Annotated in this window: 15 protein-coding genes; 7 read left to right on the top strand and 8 right to left on the bottom strand. The window is 65.4% G+C overall.

Annotated features, from left to right (window positions below):
• Window positions 1-47: 47 nt before the first annotated feature.
• Window positions 48-1,382, bottom strand: a complete 1,335-nt coding sequence (locus tag ACW172_RS14840; protein ID WP_492032207.1) for an amidohydrolase family protein — start codon at window positions 1,380-1,382, stop codon at window positions 48-50.
• Window positions 1,383-1,561: 179 nt separating this feature from the next.
• Between ACW172_RS14840 and ACW172_RS14835 the strand changes: the two genes are divergently transcribed.
• Entirely contained in the window at window positions 1,562-1,963 is a 402-nt protein-coding gene (locus ACW172_RS14835; RefSeq protein ID WP_492032206.1) for a VOC family protein, read from the top strand.
• A gap of 3 nt (window positions 1,964-1,966) precedes the next feature.
• Here ACW172_RS14835 and ACW172_RS14830 read toward each other — a convergent pair whose 3' ends face one another.
• The gene (locus ACW172_RS14830) at window positions 1,967-2,707 is read right to left on the bottom strand and encodes an IclR family transcriptional regulator (protein ID WP_492032205.1); all 741 of its coding nucleotides are present in this window, start codon (window positions 2,705-2,707) and stop codon (window positions 1,967-1,969) included.
• A gap of 438 nt (window positions 2,708-3,145) precedes the next feature.
• Here ACW172_RS14830 and ACW172_RS14825 point away from each other — a divergent pair, with 438 nt between their 5' ends.
• Window positions 3,146-3,448: a hotdog domain-containing protein gene (locus tag ACW172_RS14825; protein ID WP_492032204.1), complete on the top strand. Its 303-nt coding sequence runs from the start codon at window positions 3,146-3,148 to the stop codon at window positions 3,446-3,448.
• Here ACW172_RS14825 and ACW172_RS14820 read toward each other — a convergent pair.
• From ACW172_RS14820 to ACW172_RS14795, 6 genes are read right to left on the bottom strand one after another with little or no spacing between them, the layout of a single operon-like run.
• A complete protein-coding gene (locus tag ACW172_RS14820; protein WP_492032203.1) occupies window positions 3,445-4,293 on the bottom strand; it encodes an NAD(P)H-binding protein in 849 nt (282 codons plus the stop codon). The genes ACW172_RS14825 and ACW172_RS14820 overlap by 4 nt on opposite strands.
• Window positions 4,294-4,296: 3 nt before the next feature.
• Window positions 4,297-5,505 carry an NAD(P)/FAD-dependent oxidoreductase gene (locus ACW172_RS14815; protein ID WP_492032202.1) on the bottom strand — a complete coding sequence of 403 codons (1,209 nt, stop codon included), beginning with the start codon at window positions 5,503-5,505 and terminating at the stop codon, window positions 4,297-4,299.
• 15 nt (window positions 5,506-5,520) lie between these two features.
• Entirely contained in the window at window positions 5,521-6,924 is a 1,404-nt protein-coding gene (gene lpdA, locus ACW172_RS14810) for a dihydrolipoyl dehydrogenase (protein ID WP_492032201.1), read from the bottom strand.
• Window positions 6,925-6,928: 4 nt separating this feature from the next.
• On the bottom strand, window positions 6,929-8,212 hold the full coding sequence (locus tag ACW172_RS14805) for a dihydrolipoamide acetyltransferase family protein (RefSeq protein WP_492032200.1): 1,284 nt from the start codon (window positions 8,210-8,212) through the stop codon (window positions 6,929-6,931).
• 3 nt (window positions 8,213-8,215) lie between these two features.
• Window positions 8,216-9,229, bottom strand: a complete 1,014-nt coding sequence (locus ACW172_RS14800) for an alpha-ketoacid dehydrogenase subunit beta (RefSeq protein ID WP_492032199.1) — start codon at window positions 9,227-9,229, stop codon at window positions 8,216-8,218.
• 4 nt (window positions 9,230-9,233) lie between these two features.
• Window positions 9,234-10,463 (bottom strand): thiamine pyrophosphate-dependent enzyme, encoded by a 1,230-nt coding sequence (locus ACW172_RS14795; RefSeq protein ID WP_492032198.1) that lies wholly within the window; start codon window positions 10,461-10,463, stop codon window positions 9,234-9,236.
• A gap of 203 nt (window positions 10,464-10,666) precedes the next feature.
• Here ACW172_RS14795 and ACW172_RS14790 point away from each other — a divergent pair, with 203 nt between their 5' ends.
• The 5 genes from ACW172_RS14790 to ACW172_RS14770 all read left to right on the top strand — a co-directional run bounded on the left by ACW172_RS14790 (window position 10,667) and on the right by ACW172_RS14770 (window position 15,885).
• Window positions 10,667-11,134 carry an Lrp/AsnC family transcriptional regulator gene (locus tag ACW172_RS14790; protein WP_492032197.1) on the top strand — a complete coding sequence of 156 codons (468 nt, stop codon included), beginning with the start codon at window positions 10,667-10,669 and terminating at the stop codon, window positions 11,132-11,134.
• Between the two features lie 345 nt (window positions 11,135-11,479).
• The gene (folE, locus tag ACW172_RS14785) at window positions 11,480-12,055 is read left to right on the top strand and encodes a GTP cyclohydrolase I FolE (RefSeq protein WP_492032196.1); all 576 of its coding nucleotides are present in this window, start codon (window positions 11,480-11,482) and stop codon (window positions 12,053-12,055) included.
• A gap of 303 nt (window positions 12,056-12,358) precedes the next feature.
• Window positions 12,359-12,610, top strand: a complete 252-nt coding sequence (locus tag ACW172_RS14780) for a helix-turn-helix transcriptional regulator (protein WP_492032195.1) — start codon at window positions 12,359-12,361, stop codon at window positions 12,608-12,610.
• A gap of 250 nt (window positions 12,611-12,860) precedes the next feature.
• The gene (locus tag ACW172_RS14775; protein WP_492032194.1) at window positions 12,861-13,145 is read left to right on the top strand and encodes a hypothetical protein; all 285 of its coding nucleotides are present in this window, start codon (window positions 12,861-12,863) and stop codon (window positions 13,143-13,145) included.
• A gap of 130 nt (window positions 13,146-13,275) precedes the next feature.
• Entirely contained in the window at window positions 13,276-15,885 is a 2,610-nt protein-coding gene (locus ACW172_RS14770) for an AAA family ATPase (protein ID WP_492032193.1), read from the top strand.
• Window positions 15,886-15,948: the final 63 nt, after the last annotated feature.

The raw sequence follows: 15,948 nt of genomic DNA, 5'->3' as shown, positions 1-15,948 counted from the left end.
ACGCCCGCCGGAAACGATCCGGCGGGCGTCCTTGTTCTCTGTCGGCTCTAGCGGCGGCCCGAGACCGTCGATTCCGCCGAGGCGTTTTCGAACATCCGGTTGATGTCGCCCGAGGTCACCGGCTTGCCGGCCTCCCGCTTGGGCGCCGCGCCGCCGAGGTTGAGCAGCGGATCGGTGTGAACCGGAACCGCCGCCGCCGCCGCCTTCAGGGCGCCGACGGTGCAATCTTCCTTCTTGAGCACCGAGAACGGGTCATAGGAAAACTCCCGCATCGCATTGATGTGGGTGATCTTGTCGATGGTTTCGCGCGACAGATGCTGGACGTCGGCCCACAGCTTCTCGGCCGAGTGCGGCCAGACCGAGTCCGAGTGCGGATAGTCGCATTCGTACATGACCATGTCCTCGCCGATGTAGTCGAGGTTGGCGAGGCCGAACTTGTCCTCAATGAAGCAGCTGATGATGTGCTTCTTGTAGACGTCGCTGGGCATGACCCCCGGGCCGAAGTTCGAGTTGGTCCAGGCCTTGTGGTGGCCGTGGGTGAAGTCGGCCCGTTCCAGCAGATAGGGGATCCAGCCGATGCCGCCTTCCGACAAAGCCATCTTCAGGGTCGGATACTTCTTCCACATCGGCCCCCAGATCCAGTCGGCCGCCGAGTTGGCGATCGAGATCGGCATCGAGGTGATCCAGGCGTCGATGGGCGAAAGGTCCGAAGCATGCGCGGCGGCGGAACCGGTGCCGATGTGACAGCAGATGACCACCTGGTTGTCGGCGCAGACCTTCCAGAGCGGATCCCAGTACGGATCGTGCAGCGACGGCCAGCCGCTGAGCGCGGGATTGTCGGAGAACGACAGCGCGTGAACGCCCAGGGCCGCCATCCGCTTCACCTCGGCCACCGCAGCCTGCATGTCCCAGAAGGGCGTCAGCATCAGCGGGATGAAGCGCCCGGGCGCGGCTCCGGCCCAGTCATAGCAGTGCCAGTCATTGTAGGCGCGGATCGCGGCCAGGGCGACGTCCGGGTCCTGTTTCGAGGCGTTCTGGAACCGGGCGCCGGCGAAGCCGGGGAAGGTCGGGAAGCAGATCGAGCCCAGGATGCCGTTGGCGTCCATGTCCTCGACGCGCGCCTTGATGTCCCAGGTGCCGCGCCGCATCTGCTCGTAGTTGAGCGGCTCCATGCCGTACTCTTCTTTCGGGCGGCCGACGACGGAGTTGAGCCCCATGTAGCCGGCGGCCTTTTCCTCGAACATCCAGACGTCCCGGCCGTCGCGTTGCTCGATATGGGGCTGCCGCCCCTTGAGCCGTTCGGGCCAATGGCGGTCGAAGGCGCCGGGGGGTTCGATGACGTGGTCGTCCACGCTCACAAGGATCATGTCATCGGCGGTCATGCTTGCTCCTCCATGGTCGGGCGAAATGAGGCCGCCCAGGAAGGCGTTGACCAATCGGCCTCGCCTTTTCAGAATACCATTCTATATCAAGAACGATTTTCAGGTCCACCGCTGAAACGGCGGAACCACGATTTTCTCCGGCGAACGCAAATCGGGACGGGCGGCACATGATCCGGCGAATGGACCATTTCACGATCGTCACGGACCAGCTGGCGCAGACGATCGCCTTCTACGAACGGCTGGGCCTGTCCAGCGGCGCCCGGCCGGACTTCGGCGTGGGCGGCGCCTGGCTCTACATCGGCGACCACCCGGCGCTTCATGTCGTCGAGACGGAACGCATGCCCGAACCGCGGCGCGGCGTACTGGATCACATGGCCTTCTTCGCCCGCGACTTCGTCGGCCTGGCGGAGCGCGTGACCGCCGCAGGCATCGCCTACCGCGTCATCCGCACGCCCCGGCCGTTCAGCCTGTGGCAGATGTTCCTGTACGACCCCAACGGCGTCGAGGTCGAACTGGATTTTGCGCCGGACGAGACCCCACCGGCCGACTGGAAAACCTTCGCGGGCCTCGGCCCGCGCTGATCATCAGGTCAGGGCGCGGCTCAACCGTTCGCCGGCGGCCTGAAGCGCCGACCCGATCTCCGCGATCGCCGCTGCGTCGTGCTGACCGATCAGCATCACGCCGGTCACGGTGAAAGCCACCTCCCCGTTGCGATCCAGAACAGGCGCCGCGATCGTCTGGACCCCCCGGGTGAAATAGCCTTCGTCGCTCGACCATCCGCGCTTCTCGGCGGCCTCGACCTGGTCCCAATAGTCCTCGAAGGTCAACGGCGTCTGCCACCGCAGCGTCTTGAACGCGACCTTCAGGTCCTTTTTGGTCATTCCCAGATGCGGAGCGAGGACGCGGCCTGTCGCGCCCATCATGATCGGCAGGCGCTGACCTTCGGCCATCTCGATACGAACATCGGCAGGGCTCGCCACGCTCTTCACGAGGACGATCTTGTCATGCCCGAGCGGCTTCCACAGGGTGACCGTCACGTTGAACCGCGTGGCGATGTCGCGCATGTGGGGCACAGCGGCCGCCACCCTTTGGCCCTCGGTCAGCAGATTGCCGACCAGGGTCATCAGGCCGACGCCGACCGAATAGGTCTTGGCCATCGCGTCGAACTCGACGACCCCCTCGATCACCAGGGTCCTGAGAATGTTGAAACAGGTGCTGGCGTTGATGCCGAGGCTGCGTGAGATCGTCACGGACCGCGCAGGCCCGCCTGTTTCGACCAGATATTTGAGGATTCGGATCGCATTGGCGGCCGGCTTTACGATCACGGTCTTTTCGGACGCGTCTCCGCCGGCGTCGCCTGACTCGAGGTCATCGAATTCGGCGTCCTCAGAGTTGACCTTCCGGGCCTGCAACCGCGCCATACGCTCTCCACTCCCGGCGAAACGCCGTCGCAACGCTTGATTCCCTACCAGAAACCGCCGCGAAGCGAAATGCGGGCAATTCGCAGCTCACTCGCCACCAGAATTTCATTCTGGCGCCAGTGTGGCGATCCGAATAGCCTGCCGCGACGACAACAGGGATCGACAAGCCGGATGAACGATCATGTGTCCCTTTGCCGGGGTTGTCGCGTCGGCGGACGGAATTGTCGCTTCAATGCCGATGATTTCACCGCGACGGGACCTGACGAAGCCATCCTTCGGCTGACTTGCCCTGCCGACTTTCAGGGAGGTCCCGACGTAGCTCACGGCGGCTGGATCAGCGGCGTGTTCGATGACGCCCTGGGGCGGTTCCTGACCCACAAAGGCCTGCTCACCGTCACGGCGACCCTGACGGTGGACTTCCTGATGCCGGTTCCGGTCGAGCAGCCCCTGACGGTGGCGGTCCGGATCGTGGCGCGCGAAGGGCGACGGCTGACAATGTCCGGCGCCCTCAGGCTCGATGGCGATCCCCGCGACCGGGCGACGGCGAAGGGCGTCTGGGTCGAACGCCGCCCCGATCATTTCGAGCGGCATCAGGCCCAGATCGCGGAGTATGTCTCCGCCCCGTCCGACGTATCCGGCGGCTAGGCGTTCCGGAACGCCTCGGTCAGGACATCCTCCAGCGAACGCGGCGTCCGCCCCGACAGCATTTCGATGTCGCCCGTGACGATGTCGAACCCGCCCGCGACGAACCCCGCGCGGATCGACAGGACGACCTCGACGATATGGGCCGGCAGACCGGCCTCGAGGAATTTGGTCTGCAGGGCGTCCCGCGTCAGGACCACATGGCTCAAGGGCTTGCCGCCGAGTTTCGCGGCCAGTTCGGCCCGCCCGGCGCCCGACCATGTCCGGGGACCGGTTCCCGTATAGATCGCGCCGCCGTGCCCCTCCCCGGCCAGCAGCCCTGCGGCGGCGGCGGCGAGATCGTCGCGGGAGACGAAGGCGACCCGGTTCTCGCCCAGCCCCACCAGCGCCCCCTGCGCCAGGGCCGCCTTCGCCTCGTCCGCGAAGGACTCGGCGTAATAGTTCATCCTCAGCACGCTCCAGGTCCGGGCGGTGCGCATCAGGTGCTGTTCGGCGGCGAAATAGGAGGCCCAGACGTCGGGTTCCTGCCGCGCCCGCGTGCCCGCCGACGACATGAAGACCACATGCCCCACCCCGGCCCGGTTCGCCGCATCGATAGCGGCCAGGTTCTGCTGCGCGCGCTGGCCGGGCGCGAGGGCCACCGTCGGGATGATCAACAGGCGATCCAGCCCCGCATAGGCGGCGTCCAGACTCTCAGGCGTGTCGTAGTCGCCGAAGCGGGTCTCGTATCCTGCGGTAGGGGACGGCGTGCGCGATACTCCGACGAGTTCGATCCCTGACCGCTTGCCGAGATGGTCCAGAACGCCTGCGCCCAGCTTGCCGCTGGCGCCGCTCACGCCGATTTTCATGGGTCAGACTTCCTTGATGGGTATCGAAACATCCGCCAGCCGGACTGGATCGACCTCGCGCCGTGACGCCAGCCATTGCCGTCCGACCATGAACTCCGGCGGGGAGTTGATCGCCTCGACCGCCTGAACCCGGCCTTCGGACAGATGGAAGACCGCGAATTTCCGCGTCGCCGGATCGCCGCGCACCACGATCTGGTCCACGTCGAACGGCATGCCGCCGATCTGGAGTTTGAGGTCGTACTGGTCGGACCAGAACCACGGCGTCTCGGGCTTCGGCTCCGGCTTGCCGCAGATCGCCGCAGCGGCCTGACGCGCCTGCTCCAGGGCATTGGGCACGCTCTCCAGGCGCACCGACCGGTCATAGAGCGCCATCGGCCGCTGGGTCATGTCTCCGAGCGCGAAAATGTCCGGGTCCGAGGTCCGCGCCTGACCGTCCACGACCACGCCGTTGTCGCACACCAGCCCGGCCGCCTTCGCCAGGTCGTCATTGGGGATGGCGCCGATGCCGACGAGCACCGCGTCGCAATGCAGGACCGGCTGGCCGGCCAGCCGAATGCCCGACACCTGTCCGTCCAGCCCCTCGAACCCCTCAACCACGGCGTCGAAGTGGAAACGGACGCCCTGCGCCTCGTGAACCTCGCGGAAGAAGGTCGACAGCACCGGCCCGGCGACGCGCGCCAGCAGCCGGTCCTCGCGCTCCAGCACATCGACCTCGGCCCCCAGTTTCCGGGCCGAGGCCGCGACCTCCAGCCCGACATAGCCGCCGCCGATGATGGCCAGTCGGAAGCCCGGCTTGAACCAGGCCTTGATCGCCTCGGCGTCCTCGATAGTCCGCAGTTCGAGGAAGCCGTCCAGATCGCTGCCCGGCAGCACCAGCTTTCGAGCCCGTGCGCCGGTAGCGATAATCAGTTTGTCGTAAGGCAGGAGCTCGTCAGTCGACAGGGTCACCGTCTTTGTCGCCCGGTCGATCTGCACGACCCGCGTCGAGGTTCTGAGGTCGATGTTCGCCTCGGCGTACCAGTCACGGGGCCGCAGCAGCAGGCCGTCGCCTTCGATCTCGCCCTTCAGCCAGCCCTTGGACAACGGCGGCCGTTGATAGGGCGGATGGGGCTCCTCGCCGATCAGGGTGATCGCGCCCTCATAGCCGTTCTGACGCAGCAGGGCCGCCGCCGTTCCCCCGCCGTGCCCCGCCCCGATGATGATCGTGCTCATGTCGCCTCTGGCCATTCAGATGTGGATCGCGTGTCCCAGAGCCTTGAGCGCGCTTTCATGGATCGCCTCGCCGAGGGTCGGATGGACATGGATGGTCCCTGCCACATCTTCGAGCACGGCGCCCATCTCCATCAATGTCGCGAACTCGCCCGCGAACTCGGAACAGTGGCGCCCCACCGCCTGGATGCCGAGAATTCTGTGGTCCGATTTGCGCGCCAGCACCCGCACGAAGCCGCCGTCGTCGCCCGCCTGCATCGACAGGGCCCGGCCATTGGCCTGGAACGGAAACTGGCCGACGACGGTCTCGACGCCTTCCGGCGCCTGATCTGGCGTCAGGCCGACGCTGACGATCTCCGGCTCGGTGAAACAGACCGCGGCGATGGCGACCGGATCGAACCGGCGGCGATGACCCGCGATGATTTCGGCGGCCATCTCGCCCTGGGCCGAAGCCTTGTGCGCCAGCATCGGCTCGCCAACCAGATCGCCGATGGCCCAGACATTGGTCGTCGAGGTCGCGCAGCGGTCGTCGATCTTCACGAACCGCCCGTCCATGGCCAGCGCCATCTGCTCCAGCCCCCAGCCCTCCGTCAGCGGCTGGCGTCCCACGGTGACGAGGATGCGTTCGGCCGGAACCGTCAGCCGGCTCTGGCCGCCCGCCGTCTTGATCAGCAGGCCTTCGTCGTCCTGCCCGAGCGCCTTGGCGCCGAGGTGAACCGTGACCCCATGTTTCTCGAGCCAGCGCGAAACCGGCGCCGTCAAAGCGGCGTCATACAGCGGCAGGATGCGATCCATCGCCTCGACGATCGTCACCTTCGATCCCAGCTTTGCGTAGGCGATGCCGAGCTCCAGCCCGATATAGCCGCCCCCGACAACCGCCAGGGTCGCCGGGACCTCGGCCAGCGACAGGGCCTCGGTCGAGGAGATGACCCTGTCGCCGAACGGCAGGAACGGCAGCTCCACCGCCGTCGATCCCGTCGCGAGGATCACGTGCTCGGGCCGGATGGTGACGACGCCGTCGTCGCTCTCGACGACACAGGTCTTGGCGTCCGAAAAGGTCGCCCAGCCGGTCAAGGTCTTCACCTTCGCCTTGCGCAGCAGACCGCCGACCCCGCCGCTCAGCCGATCGACGATGCCGTCCTTCCAGCCGACCGTCTCGCTGAAACGCAGCTCCGGCGTCTGGCCGAGATGGATGCCGAACCGCCCGGTCTCGCCCGCGGCCAGCACGGCCTCTTCATACAGACCCGCCGCATGGATCAGGGCCTTGGACGGGATACAGCCGCGCGTCAGACAGGTGCCGCCCAGCCGGCCGCTTTCGACCAGCACCGTATCCAGCCCCAACTGGCCGGCGCGAATGGCGGCGACATAGCCGCCCGGTCCCCCGCCGACGACGAGGACCTTCGGTCTCAGGGTCTCGGTCATCGCATCAGTCCATGAAGATCAGGGCGGGGTGTTCCAGCAGCCGCTTCACGCGCTGCACGAACAGGGCGGCGTCGTAGCCGTCGACGATGCGGTGATCGAAGGCCGAGGACAGGTTCATCATCTTGCGCACCGTGACGAACGACCCGTCGATCACCGGCCGGGTAACCAGTTTGTTGGGATTGAGGATCGCCACCTCGGGGTGATTGATGACCGGCGTCGAGACGATCCCGCCCAGAGGCCCCATGCTGGTCAGGGTAATGGTCGAGCCCGACAGCTCGTCCCGCCCCGCCGTCCCGTCGCGCACGGCCTTCGCCAGACGCGCGACCTCGCGGGCGCATTCCCAGATATCCAGCGCCTCGACATGGCGCACGACGGGCACGATCAGTCCGTTCGGCGTCTGGGTGGCGATGCCGATGTGAACGCCTTCATGCGCATGCAGCACGCCGTTGTCATCATCGTACAGGGCGTTGACTTGCGGGAAGTCTGGCAGCGCCTTCGCCATCGCCCGCATGATGAAGGGCAGCAGGGTCAGTTTGGGCTGATCGCCGGTCCGGTGTTCGTTGAGGTCGAGCCGCAGCGACTCCAGCTCGGTCAGATCGCATTCCTCGACATAGTTGATGTGCGGAATGCGGCGCTTGGCCTCCTGCATCTTCTCGGCGATCTTGCGACGCAGGCCGATGATGCGGGTGTCGTTGACCCCGGTGCGCGCGACCCGCGAGGAGCCGCCCTGCGCCAGCTTGCCGTCCGCGACCAGATAGGCCTCGAGATCGTCCGGGGTGATCCGGCCGGCGGGGCCGGTGCCGGGCACCTGGATCAGCGACACGCCCAGGTCGAGGGCGCGCCGACGCGTCGACGGGGCGGCAAGCGGCGCTTCGCCCGCCGCGCGTCCGGATGAAGCCGGCCGGGGTGCGGTCGCCGGAGACGTCGACTTCGCCGGCGCGGCTGGAGCGGAAGGGGCCGGCGCGGGAGCCGCTACCGGAACGGTTGGAACGGCCTCGAACGGAGCCGATGCGGCCGGAGTGACGGGCGCGGCCACGTCACTCCCCTCCTCGCTCTCGAACTCGACCAGGACGGCGCCGACCGGCAGCGCGCCGCCGACCTCGCCGTGGATCGCGATGACCACGCCCGCGACCGGTGAGCTGATCTCGACCGTGGCCTTGTCGGTCATGACCTCGGCGATGTTCTGGTCTTCCTCGACGACGTCGCCGACCTTGACCAGCCAGGCGACGATCTCGGCTTCGGCGACGCCTTCGCCGACGTCCGGCAGACGAAACTGGTAGAGGCCCATGACCTAGTCCTCCATCGCGCGCTTGAGCGCCGCCGCCAGCCGCGCCGGGCCGGGGAAATAGTCCCACTCGAAGGCGTGCGGATACGGCGTGTCCCACCCCGCGACCCGCTGCACCGCGCTTTTCAGGTGATAGAAGCACCGCTCCTGAACCAGGGCCGACAACTCGCCGCCGAAGCCGCCGAACCGCGACGCCTCGTGCAGGATCACGCATCGCCCAGTCTTCTTCACCGAGGCGACGATGGCGTCGACGTCCAGCGGCACGATGGAGCGCAGGTCGATCAGTTCGGCGTCGACGCCGCTGTCCTCGATTCCCGCCAGCGCGACATGAACCATCGTGCCGTAGGCCAAAACAGTCGCCTCGGTCCCCTCGCGCACGGTTGCGGCCTTGCCCAGCGGGACCGTGTAGCGTTCGGCCGGAACCTCGGCCATCGGATCGCCCGCCCAGGTCTTCAGCGCCTGTTCGTGCCGCCCGTCGAACGGCCCGTTGTAGAGCCTTTTGGGCTCCAGGAAGATCACAGGATCATCGTCCTCGATAGCGGCGATCAGCATCCCCTTGGCGTCATAGGGGTTGGAAGGGATCACGGTTTTCAGGCCGGTGATGTGGGCGAAGATCGCTTCCGGGCTCTGGCTGTGCGTCTGCCCCCCGAAGATGCCGCCGCCATAGGGGGACCGCACCGTGATGGGAGCCCAGAACTCGCCGTTGGAGCGGTAGCGCAGCCTTGCCGCCTCCGACACCAGCTGGTCGAACGCGGGCAGGATATAGTCGGCGAACTGAATCTCGGGGATGGGCCTGAGGCCGAACGCCCCCATGCCGATGGCGGTGGCGATGATGCCGCCCTCCGAGATCGGGGCGTCGAAACAGCGGGTCAGGCCGTGCTTCTTCTGCAGGCCGTCGGTCACGCGGAAGACGCCGCCGAAATAGCCGACGTCCTCGCCGAAGATCAGGGTGTCGGGGTCCTCGGTCAGCATCACGTCGAGCGCCGAGTTCAGCGCCTGGATCATGTTCATGGTCGGCATGGCGTCAGATCCCCAGTTCGCGGCGTTGTTCGGTGACGCGCCAGTCGGGGTCCTTGAAGACGCCCTCGAACATCTCCTTCACGCTGGGCTTGGACTTGCCGAGCGTGCCGACGGCTTCGGCCTCCTTGACCGCCGCCCGCACCTCGGCGTCGAGCTCGGCCATCAGGGCCGCGTGCCGGTCCTCGTCCCAGGCGCCGAGGCCGATCAGATGGGTCTTCAACCGCTCGACCGGATCGCCCAGGGGCCAGGCCTCGGCCTCGTCGGCGGGCCGGTATTTGGTCGGATCGTCCGAGGTCGAATGGCCCGACGCCCGATAGGTATAGAGCTCGATCAGGGTCGCGCCGAGGTTCTGCCGCGCCCGCTCCGCCGCCCATTCGGTCGCCGCCCAGATGGCCAGGAAGTCGTTGCCGTCGACCCGCAGACCCGGCAATCCGTAAGCCAACGCCTTGGCCGCGAAGGTCGTCTCATTGGCGCCGGCGATGCCGGAGAAGCTCGAGATGGCCCACTGGTTGTTGGTCACGCACAGGATGACCGGCGCCTTGTAGACGCTGGCGAACGTGAGCGCCTCGTGGAAGTCCCCCTCGGCCGTCGTGCCCTCGCCGATGTAGGCAAGCGCGATGGAATCCCCGCCCTTGAACGCCGAGGCCATGGCCCATCCCACCGCATGGCCGAACCGGCTGCCGACATTGCCCGACAGGGAATAGAAGCCGTATTTCCGCGCCGAATACAGGATCGGCAACTGCCGGCCCTTCAGCGGGTCTTTCTCGTTGGAGAAGATCTGGTTGCACAGGTCGATCAGCGGATAGTCCCGCGCCATCAGCCAGCTCAGTACCCGATAGGTCGGGAAACACATGTCGTCGCGGTCGAGGAACAGCGACTGGGCCGCGCCGATCGCCTCCTCGCCGGTCGACTTCATATAGAAGCTGGTCTTGCCCTGACGGTGGGCCCGGAACAGCCGCTCGTCGAAGGCCCGGGTCAACAGCATGGCCCGCAGCCCCGCCAGAAGGGTCTCGACAGCAAGGCCAGGATTCCAGGGTCCGGAGGCCTCGCCGGCGTCATTGAGAACCCGAACCAGCCCATAGGGCAGGTCGCGCATATCGGCTTCAATCGCCGTCGTCTCGGGTCGGCGCGTGTCTCCGGGTTCGGGGATCAATGACCGGTCGAAGGCGGGCGCATCGCCGGGGCGCGCTGCGGGTTCCGGAATATGCAGTCGAAGGGGGAAACGGTTCTTCATTGGGGGACCGAACTGATGAGACCTCGCCACCTTATCGTCTGATATCAGAACACGTCATGTCTATGTGAAATGATTTGCTCGCCAAAACGCATTCGCCAATGCGTTTGTGGTTGCATTTTCGACATTTTGTTCCCCAAATCCCTCAAAGTCAGGGTTACGATGGTTGCCTCCATCAAGCCCGAGCCATGAGGATCAGCACAGCCTTGACGAACATTCTCGACGACATGGATTTGCGAATCCTCGACGTGGTGCAGCGCAACGCGCCCATGACCACCGCCGAACTTGCCGAAAGGGTCGGCATGTCACAGTCGCCCTGCTGGAGGCGGCTTACGCGCCTGCGCGAGGATGGGTTCATCGTCGACCAGGTCACCCGATTGTCGCCGGAGAAGCTGGGACTGCGCACCAACGTCTTCGCCAACGTCAAGCTCTCCGCGCACGGTCGGACCAATCTCAACGAGTTTATCGAGGCGGTTTCTCGCATCCCCGAGGTGCTGGAAATCCACCCGACGATGGGGCCGTTCGATTTCCTGCTGCGGATCATCACCCGCGATGTCGAGGACTACCGCGAGCTGGTTTTCGGCCGATTGCTGACGCTTCCAACCGTCCAGGAGATAAACTCCACCATGTCGCTCGGCCCGGTCAAGATGACGACGGCGCTCCCAATTCGGTGAACGAACGACCGCCATCCGCGCGCTCCGCCGATGCAGCCGACGGCGTAGCATCCTCGGACACCCAGTAACTGTAGACATGCGCGCACATCAGCGGGCAGGCGGTGCGCCCCGCCGCTCCAGAAACAGGAGCAACCCAATCCAGCAGCCAAGACCAAAGTCCCATGCCATGTCCTCCCGACCACTCTCCGGCGGTCTGAGGTCGGATTAGCCGTCTAAATGCAGATCAGGTCAAGTCTTCTGGACAGTTTCACGATTTTGTTTAGGAAATCCGCTCCTGCGGGTCGCATTGCGCCGCTCCACCTGAAGCCCGCGCCCTGCAGCACACTGGAATCCCACCGCGTAACCATGACCGATGTCGTCTCCCCCGAAGAAGCCGAAGCCGCCGTTCGCACCCTGATCAAATGGGCCGGCGACGATCCCGACCGCGAGGGCCTGCTGGACACCCCGGCGCGGGTGGCGCGCAGCTACAAAGAGCTGTTCCAGGGCTATGAGAGCGATCCCCGCGCCTATCTGGAGCGGACCTTCGAGGAGGTCGGCGGCTACAACCAGCTGGTGGTGCTGAAAGACATCCGCTTCGTCAGCTTCTGCGAACACCACATGCTGCCCGTCGTCGGCGTGGCCCATGTCGGATACCTGCCGACCGACCGGGTCGTGGGCATCTCCAAACTGGCGCGAGTCGTGCGCGGCTACGCCAAGCGGCTGCAAATCCAGGAGAAGATGACCGCCGAGATCGCCACCGCCATCGAGGAGGTGCTGCGGCCGCAAGGGGTGGGCGTGGTCATCGAGGCCGAGCACAGCTGCATGACCCTGCGCGGCGTCAACGTCCCCGGCGCCAAACTGACCACCAGCGCCCTGCTGGGCGTGGTCAAGGACGACCCTCGCACCCGCGAGGAGTTCCTGCGCCTGACCCGGGGCGGGTAGGCGGGAGCCAGGCTGATCGGATTTGCCCCTCTTAATCGGCGGGTCATAGATTCGAACCCTACATCACCCACCACCGTCCTTCAATAAAATCAGCCACTTACACCCCAACAGACGGGCGATGCCGGTCTGGCTTGGCCGTTTAGAACGGTGTTTAGAACGGTAGATTTCGGGGAGTTTCCAACACTCTGGACGTGGTTCACTTCCGGTTGATCGCACCGATTCCCGCAGACATACGGTGTCCGCCTCGCGGATCGCCAACGATCCCAATGCCGCTCACGATCACGCCAGTCAGAGGAGGTCCGGATGGGCGAACACATAGGGCGGCGGTTTCTGCGAACGCCAGAGGCCAGCGAGTATCTTGGTCTGTCGAGCCGGACACTCGAGAAGCACAGGACCTACGGCACCGGCCCGGTCTACAGAAAGCTCGGCGGAAGGGTCGTCTATGACCTGGCGGACCTGTCACACTGGGCCGACAGGGGCTTGCGCGCTTCGACGGCGGACCCGCGCCCCCATCCACGCCCTGCCTCCCCTCAGTTGGCGTCGCGACACTCCTGACTTGTCGCAGCAACCGACGGCCTGAGCTCGGCTGCGCTGACGGGATGCTGCAATGGCGCCGCTCGACATTTGCCCGGATCAGAAGAGCTGAGGATCACCATTGACGTTCCGGCGACGCTTGGTGAGCGAGAACCGAGCAGCCCCCGCATACTCGACCAGCAGAGAGCGGCTTTGCGACAAGTTCGGTCGCTCGGAACGAAGTCGATACGGGCCGTATCGCGTTCCGGCGTCCAATCGCCTAAATCACCATATGGTTGAGCTTCCCGAGCCGTTCGCCACGCCTCCCGTTCTCGTCGCCCGCCAGGCGACGGAAGCCCTCAGGGGTTACGTCTACCAGATATATGCAAGCGCTCTCGCTTGGCTGGACCTCACGGAGAACAACCTTCTGGTGCTGGAGGCCCTGGAACAGGTTGGAGATCGGAAGTGGGCGACCTCGGTGCAGGAGTGGATCGCGGATGGCGGCCCCAAAACGCGCTACCTGCCTTTTGTGGAAGGTGAGCGTCCTTCCGACCAACCCTGGCGCTGGCGCGACTGATCATCGAACCGGGACGCACGCCAGACGGCGGGTGACGTGCAGCGCGACAGGTTCACAACCCGAAACTGTTTATGGCCGAGCTTGTGGTCTAAGACGGGTCCGGGCGACATGAGCGCGCCGGGAGAGAATGATGGCGACCGCTCAACCGAAATCCGTGCCGGAAATGATCCTGACCTGGTCCGAGACCAAGCCGGACTGGCAGCGTGACGGCCTGCGCCGCATCACCAGCGGAGGCGAGGTCACGGCCGCCGACGTGGTCGAGCTCGTGCAACTCTGCAAAAAGGGCCAAGGCGCCGAGGGCATCGATCTGGTGGCGCGTCCGCTGACGCGAGCCCATCTTCCGGCGGCCCTCGCTCCTGGCGCCAGCATCGCCATAACGGCCATCAAGGACGTGAAGAACGTCAATCGCCTGTCTGCCGGTCAGGAACTGTCATTTGCCCCCACTGGCATCACCGTCGTCTACGGCGACAATGGCGTGGGCAAATCGGGGTACTCGCGTATTCTCAAGCGCGCGTGCCGGGCGCGGTTTCCTGGAGAGATTCTTCCAAACGCCTTTGAGCCTCTCGCTGCCGCAGGCGCTTCCGCCGTCATCACCTATCGTGCGGGAACGACTGATGGCGTTCCGATCCAATGGACTGACGAGGAAAGCCCCCATCCCATCCTGTCCGGTGTCAGCGTCTTTGACCGCGAGTCCGGTCAGGTTCACGTCAAAGACAAGAATGAAGTCGCGTTCCGTCCCTTCGGCCTTGATATTCCAGATGGCCTGGCCGCGGCCTGTCTGGCCGTGAAGGAAGCCCTCGTCGCGGAAGAGACAACCCTGAAAGGTGCGCAGGACCCAGCGTTCAGCGCTCCGACATTCAGCCCTGCTACGAAGGTCGGTAAAATCCTGGGAAGCCTGACCGCGAAGAGCGATCTCGCCTCCCTGAATCCCCTGATGGAGATGTCGCCTGAGGAGACCGCCCGTCTGGATCGACTGCGGACAGATCTGTCTCGCGATCCTGCCACGGCGGCAGCCGAGCAGAAGCGACAAGCGAGCGCGCTGACACGCATGGCGAATGAGATCGCCGCGATCACGGCGAGAGTGTCCGACGATAAACTGGGTGGCCTTATCGCCTTGCGGTCGACAGCGAAGACCCTGAGGGATGCCGCGAAACTTGCGGCGGACGAAGCCTTCAAGGGCAGCGCCCTCCCCGGCGTTGGTGAGGAAGCCTGGCGCGCACTGTGGGAAGCGGCGCGTCGCTACTCCATCGAAGCAGCCTACCCGGAGCTGCCGTTCCCGCAAACAGCTGACCAAAGCGCATGCGTCCTTTGTCACCAGACCTTGGATGAAGCCGCGCGCGACCGCTTGGCGGGCTTCGATGCATTTGTCCGCAACGACACTGAACAGGCCGCTCAGCTGGCCGAGGAAAGGTTTGCGAAGGCCCGCGAAGAGCTGGCCGAAGGCCGGGTCAGCATTCCGGTTCCGGGCCTGCGACAACAGCTCGTAACTACGCATCCTGTGATCGCTCGCCAGGTGCTTGAGGTCCTCGCCGCGGCGCGGGTACGACGCGCCATGACCTTGGCCGGGTCCGACCTGGATGGGTTGCCGGCGCTGAGCCCGAGCCCATCCGCCGCGCTCTTGAGCCTCGCGTCGGAGGCGCAAACCTATGCGGACGAACTGGCGCAGACCGGTGAATCCGAAGGCCGGCGCGCCTTGGAGGATGAGCGCAACGAGCTTCTCGACCGCGCGGCGCTCGCGGATCTCATCCCTAAAGCAGAAAAGGAAGTTGAGCGCCTGAAGGCCTTGAATCTTCTGAAATCTTGCATTGTTGAGACGGCGACCAACGCGATCACCTCTCTCGGAAACACGATTGCGGACGAGGTTATCACTCCGCGGGTGCGGGATCGCTTTCAGGAGGAGATCCAGAAGCTGGCGGCCACCCGGGTTCGGGTCGACATCGTCCGTTCGGGTGGAAAGTACGGCTCACCCCAGTATCAGGTGCGCCTGTTCGCGAACGACAAGGCCAAGGTCGCGCAAGTGCTCAGCGAAGGCGAGCAGACCTGCGTCGCCCTGGCCGCCTTCCTGACTGAACTGGCCACCAGCGCTCACGGATCCGCTCTTGTCTTCGACGACCCCGTGTCCTCGCTCGATCATCGCTGGCGCCGGAAGGTGGCCGAGCGGCTGATCGAAGAAGCGGGTGTCCGCCAGATCATTGTCTTCACCCACGACCTAATCTTCCTGAACGACCTGCACGCCCTAGCGCAGGAACGAACAGTCCCTCACAACGCCTTTTCCCTGATCCAGTCCGCCGAGGGCGCTGGTGTGGTGACGACCGATCTGCCGTGGATCGCCGCGAGGGTCCCGGAACGTGTCGACTTGCTTGAGAAGGAAGCGCGCGCCGCAAAGCTCCTTTACGACGCCCACGACGACACCGGTTACGAGGCAGCGGTGGCTAAAATCTACAGCCGCCTGCGCAGCACGTGGGAACGCGGACTGGAGGATGTTGCGCTGGGCGGGGTCGTGACCCGTCACCGCGACTACATCAACACCAAGGACCTGGTGAAAGTCACGGTGCTCCAAACGCAGGACGTCCTCGATTTCCAGGCCGCCTTCAAGAAGTGCTGCGATCAGACCGATGCGCACGACCCGTCCCGCGGTCGCAACGCAGCCCCGCCTCCGCCCGATGAGCTGCTCGCTGACATCGCCAAGGTCCGTCCCTGGGTGGATGCGATCCGTCAGCGGCAGAAGGCCGTCGCCTGACGCCATGGACCCGGTCATTCGAAATCACTGCCAGCAGCGTTGCTGCGCCCAGCGCTCTCATCA

The organism is Brevundimonas sp. ALps5 (assembly GCF_058681645.1).
The sequence above is the reverse complement of the archived record's forward strand: the minus strand, read 5'-3'. Positions and strand labels throughout refer to the sequence as shown.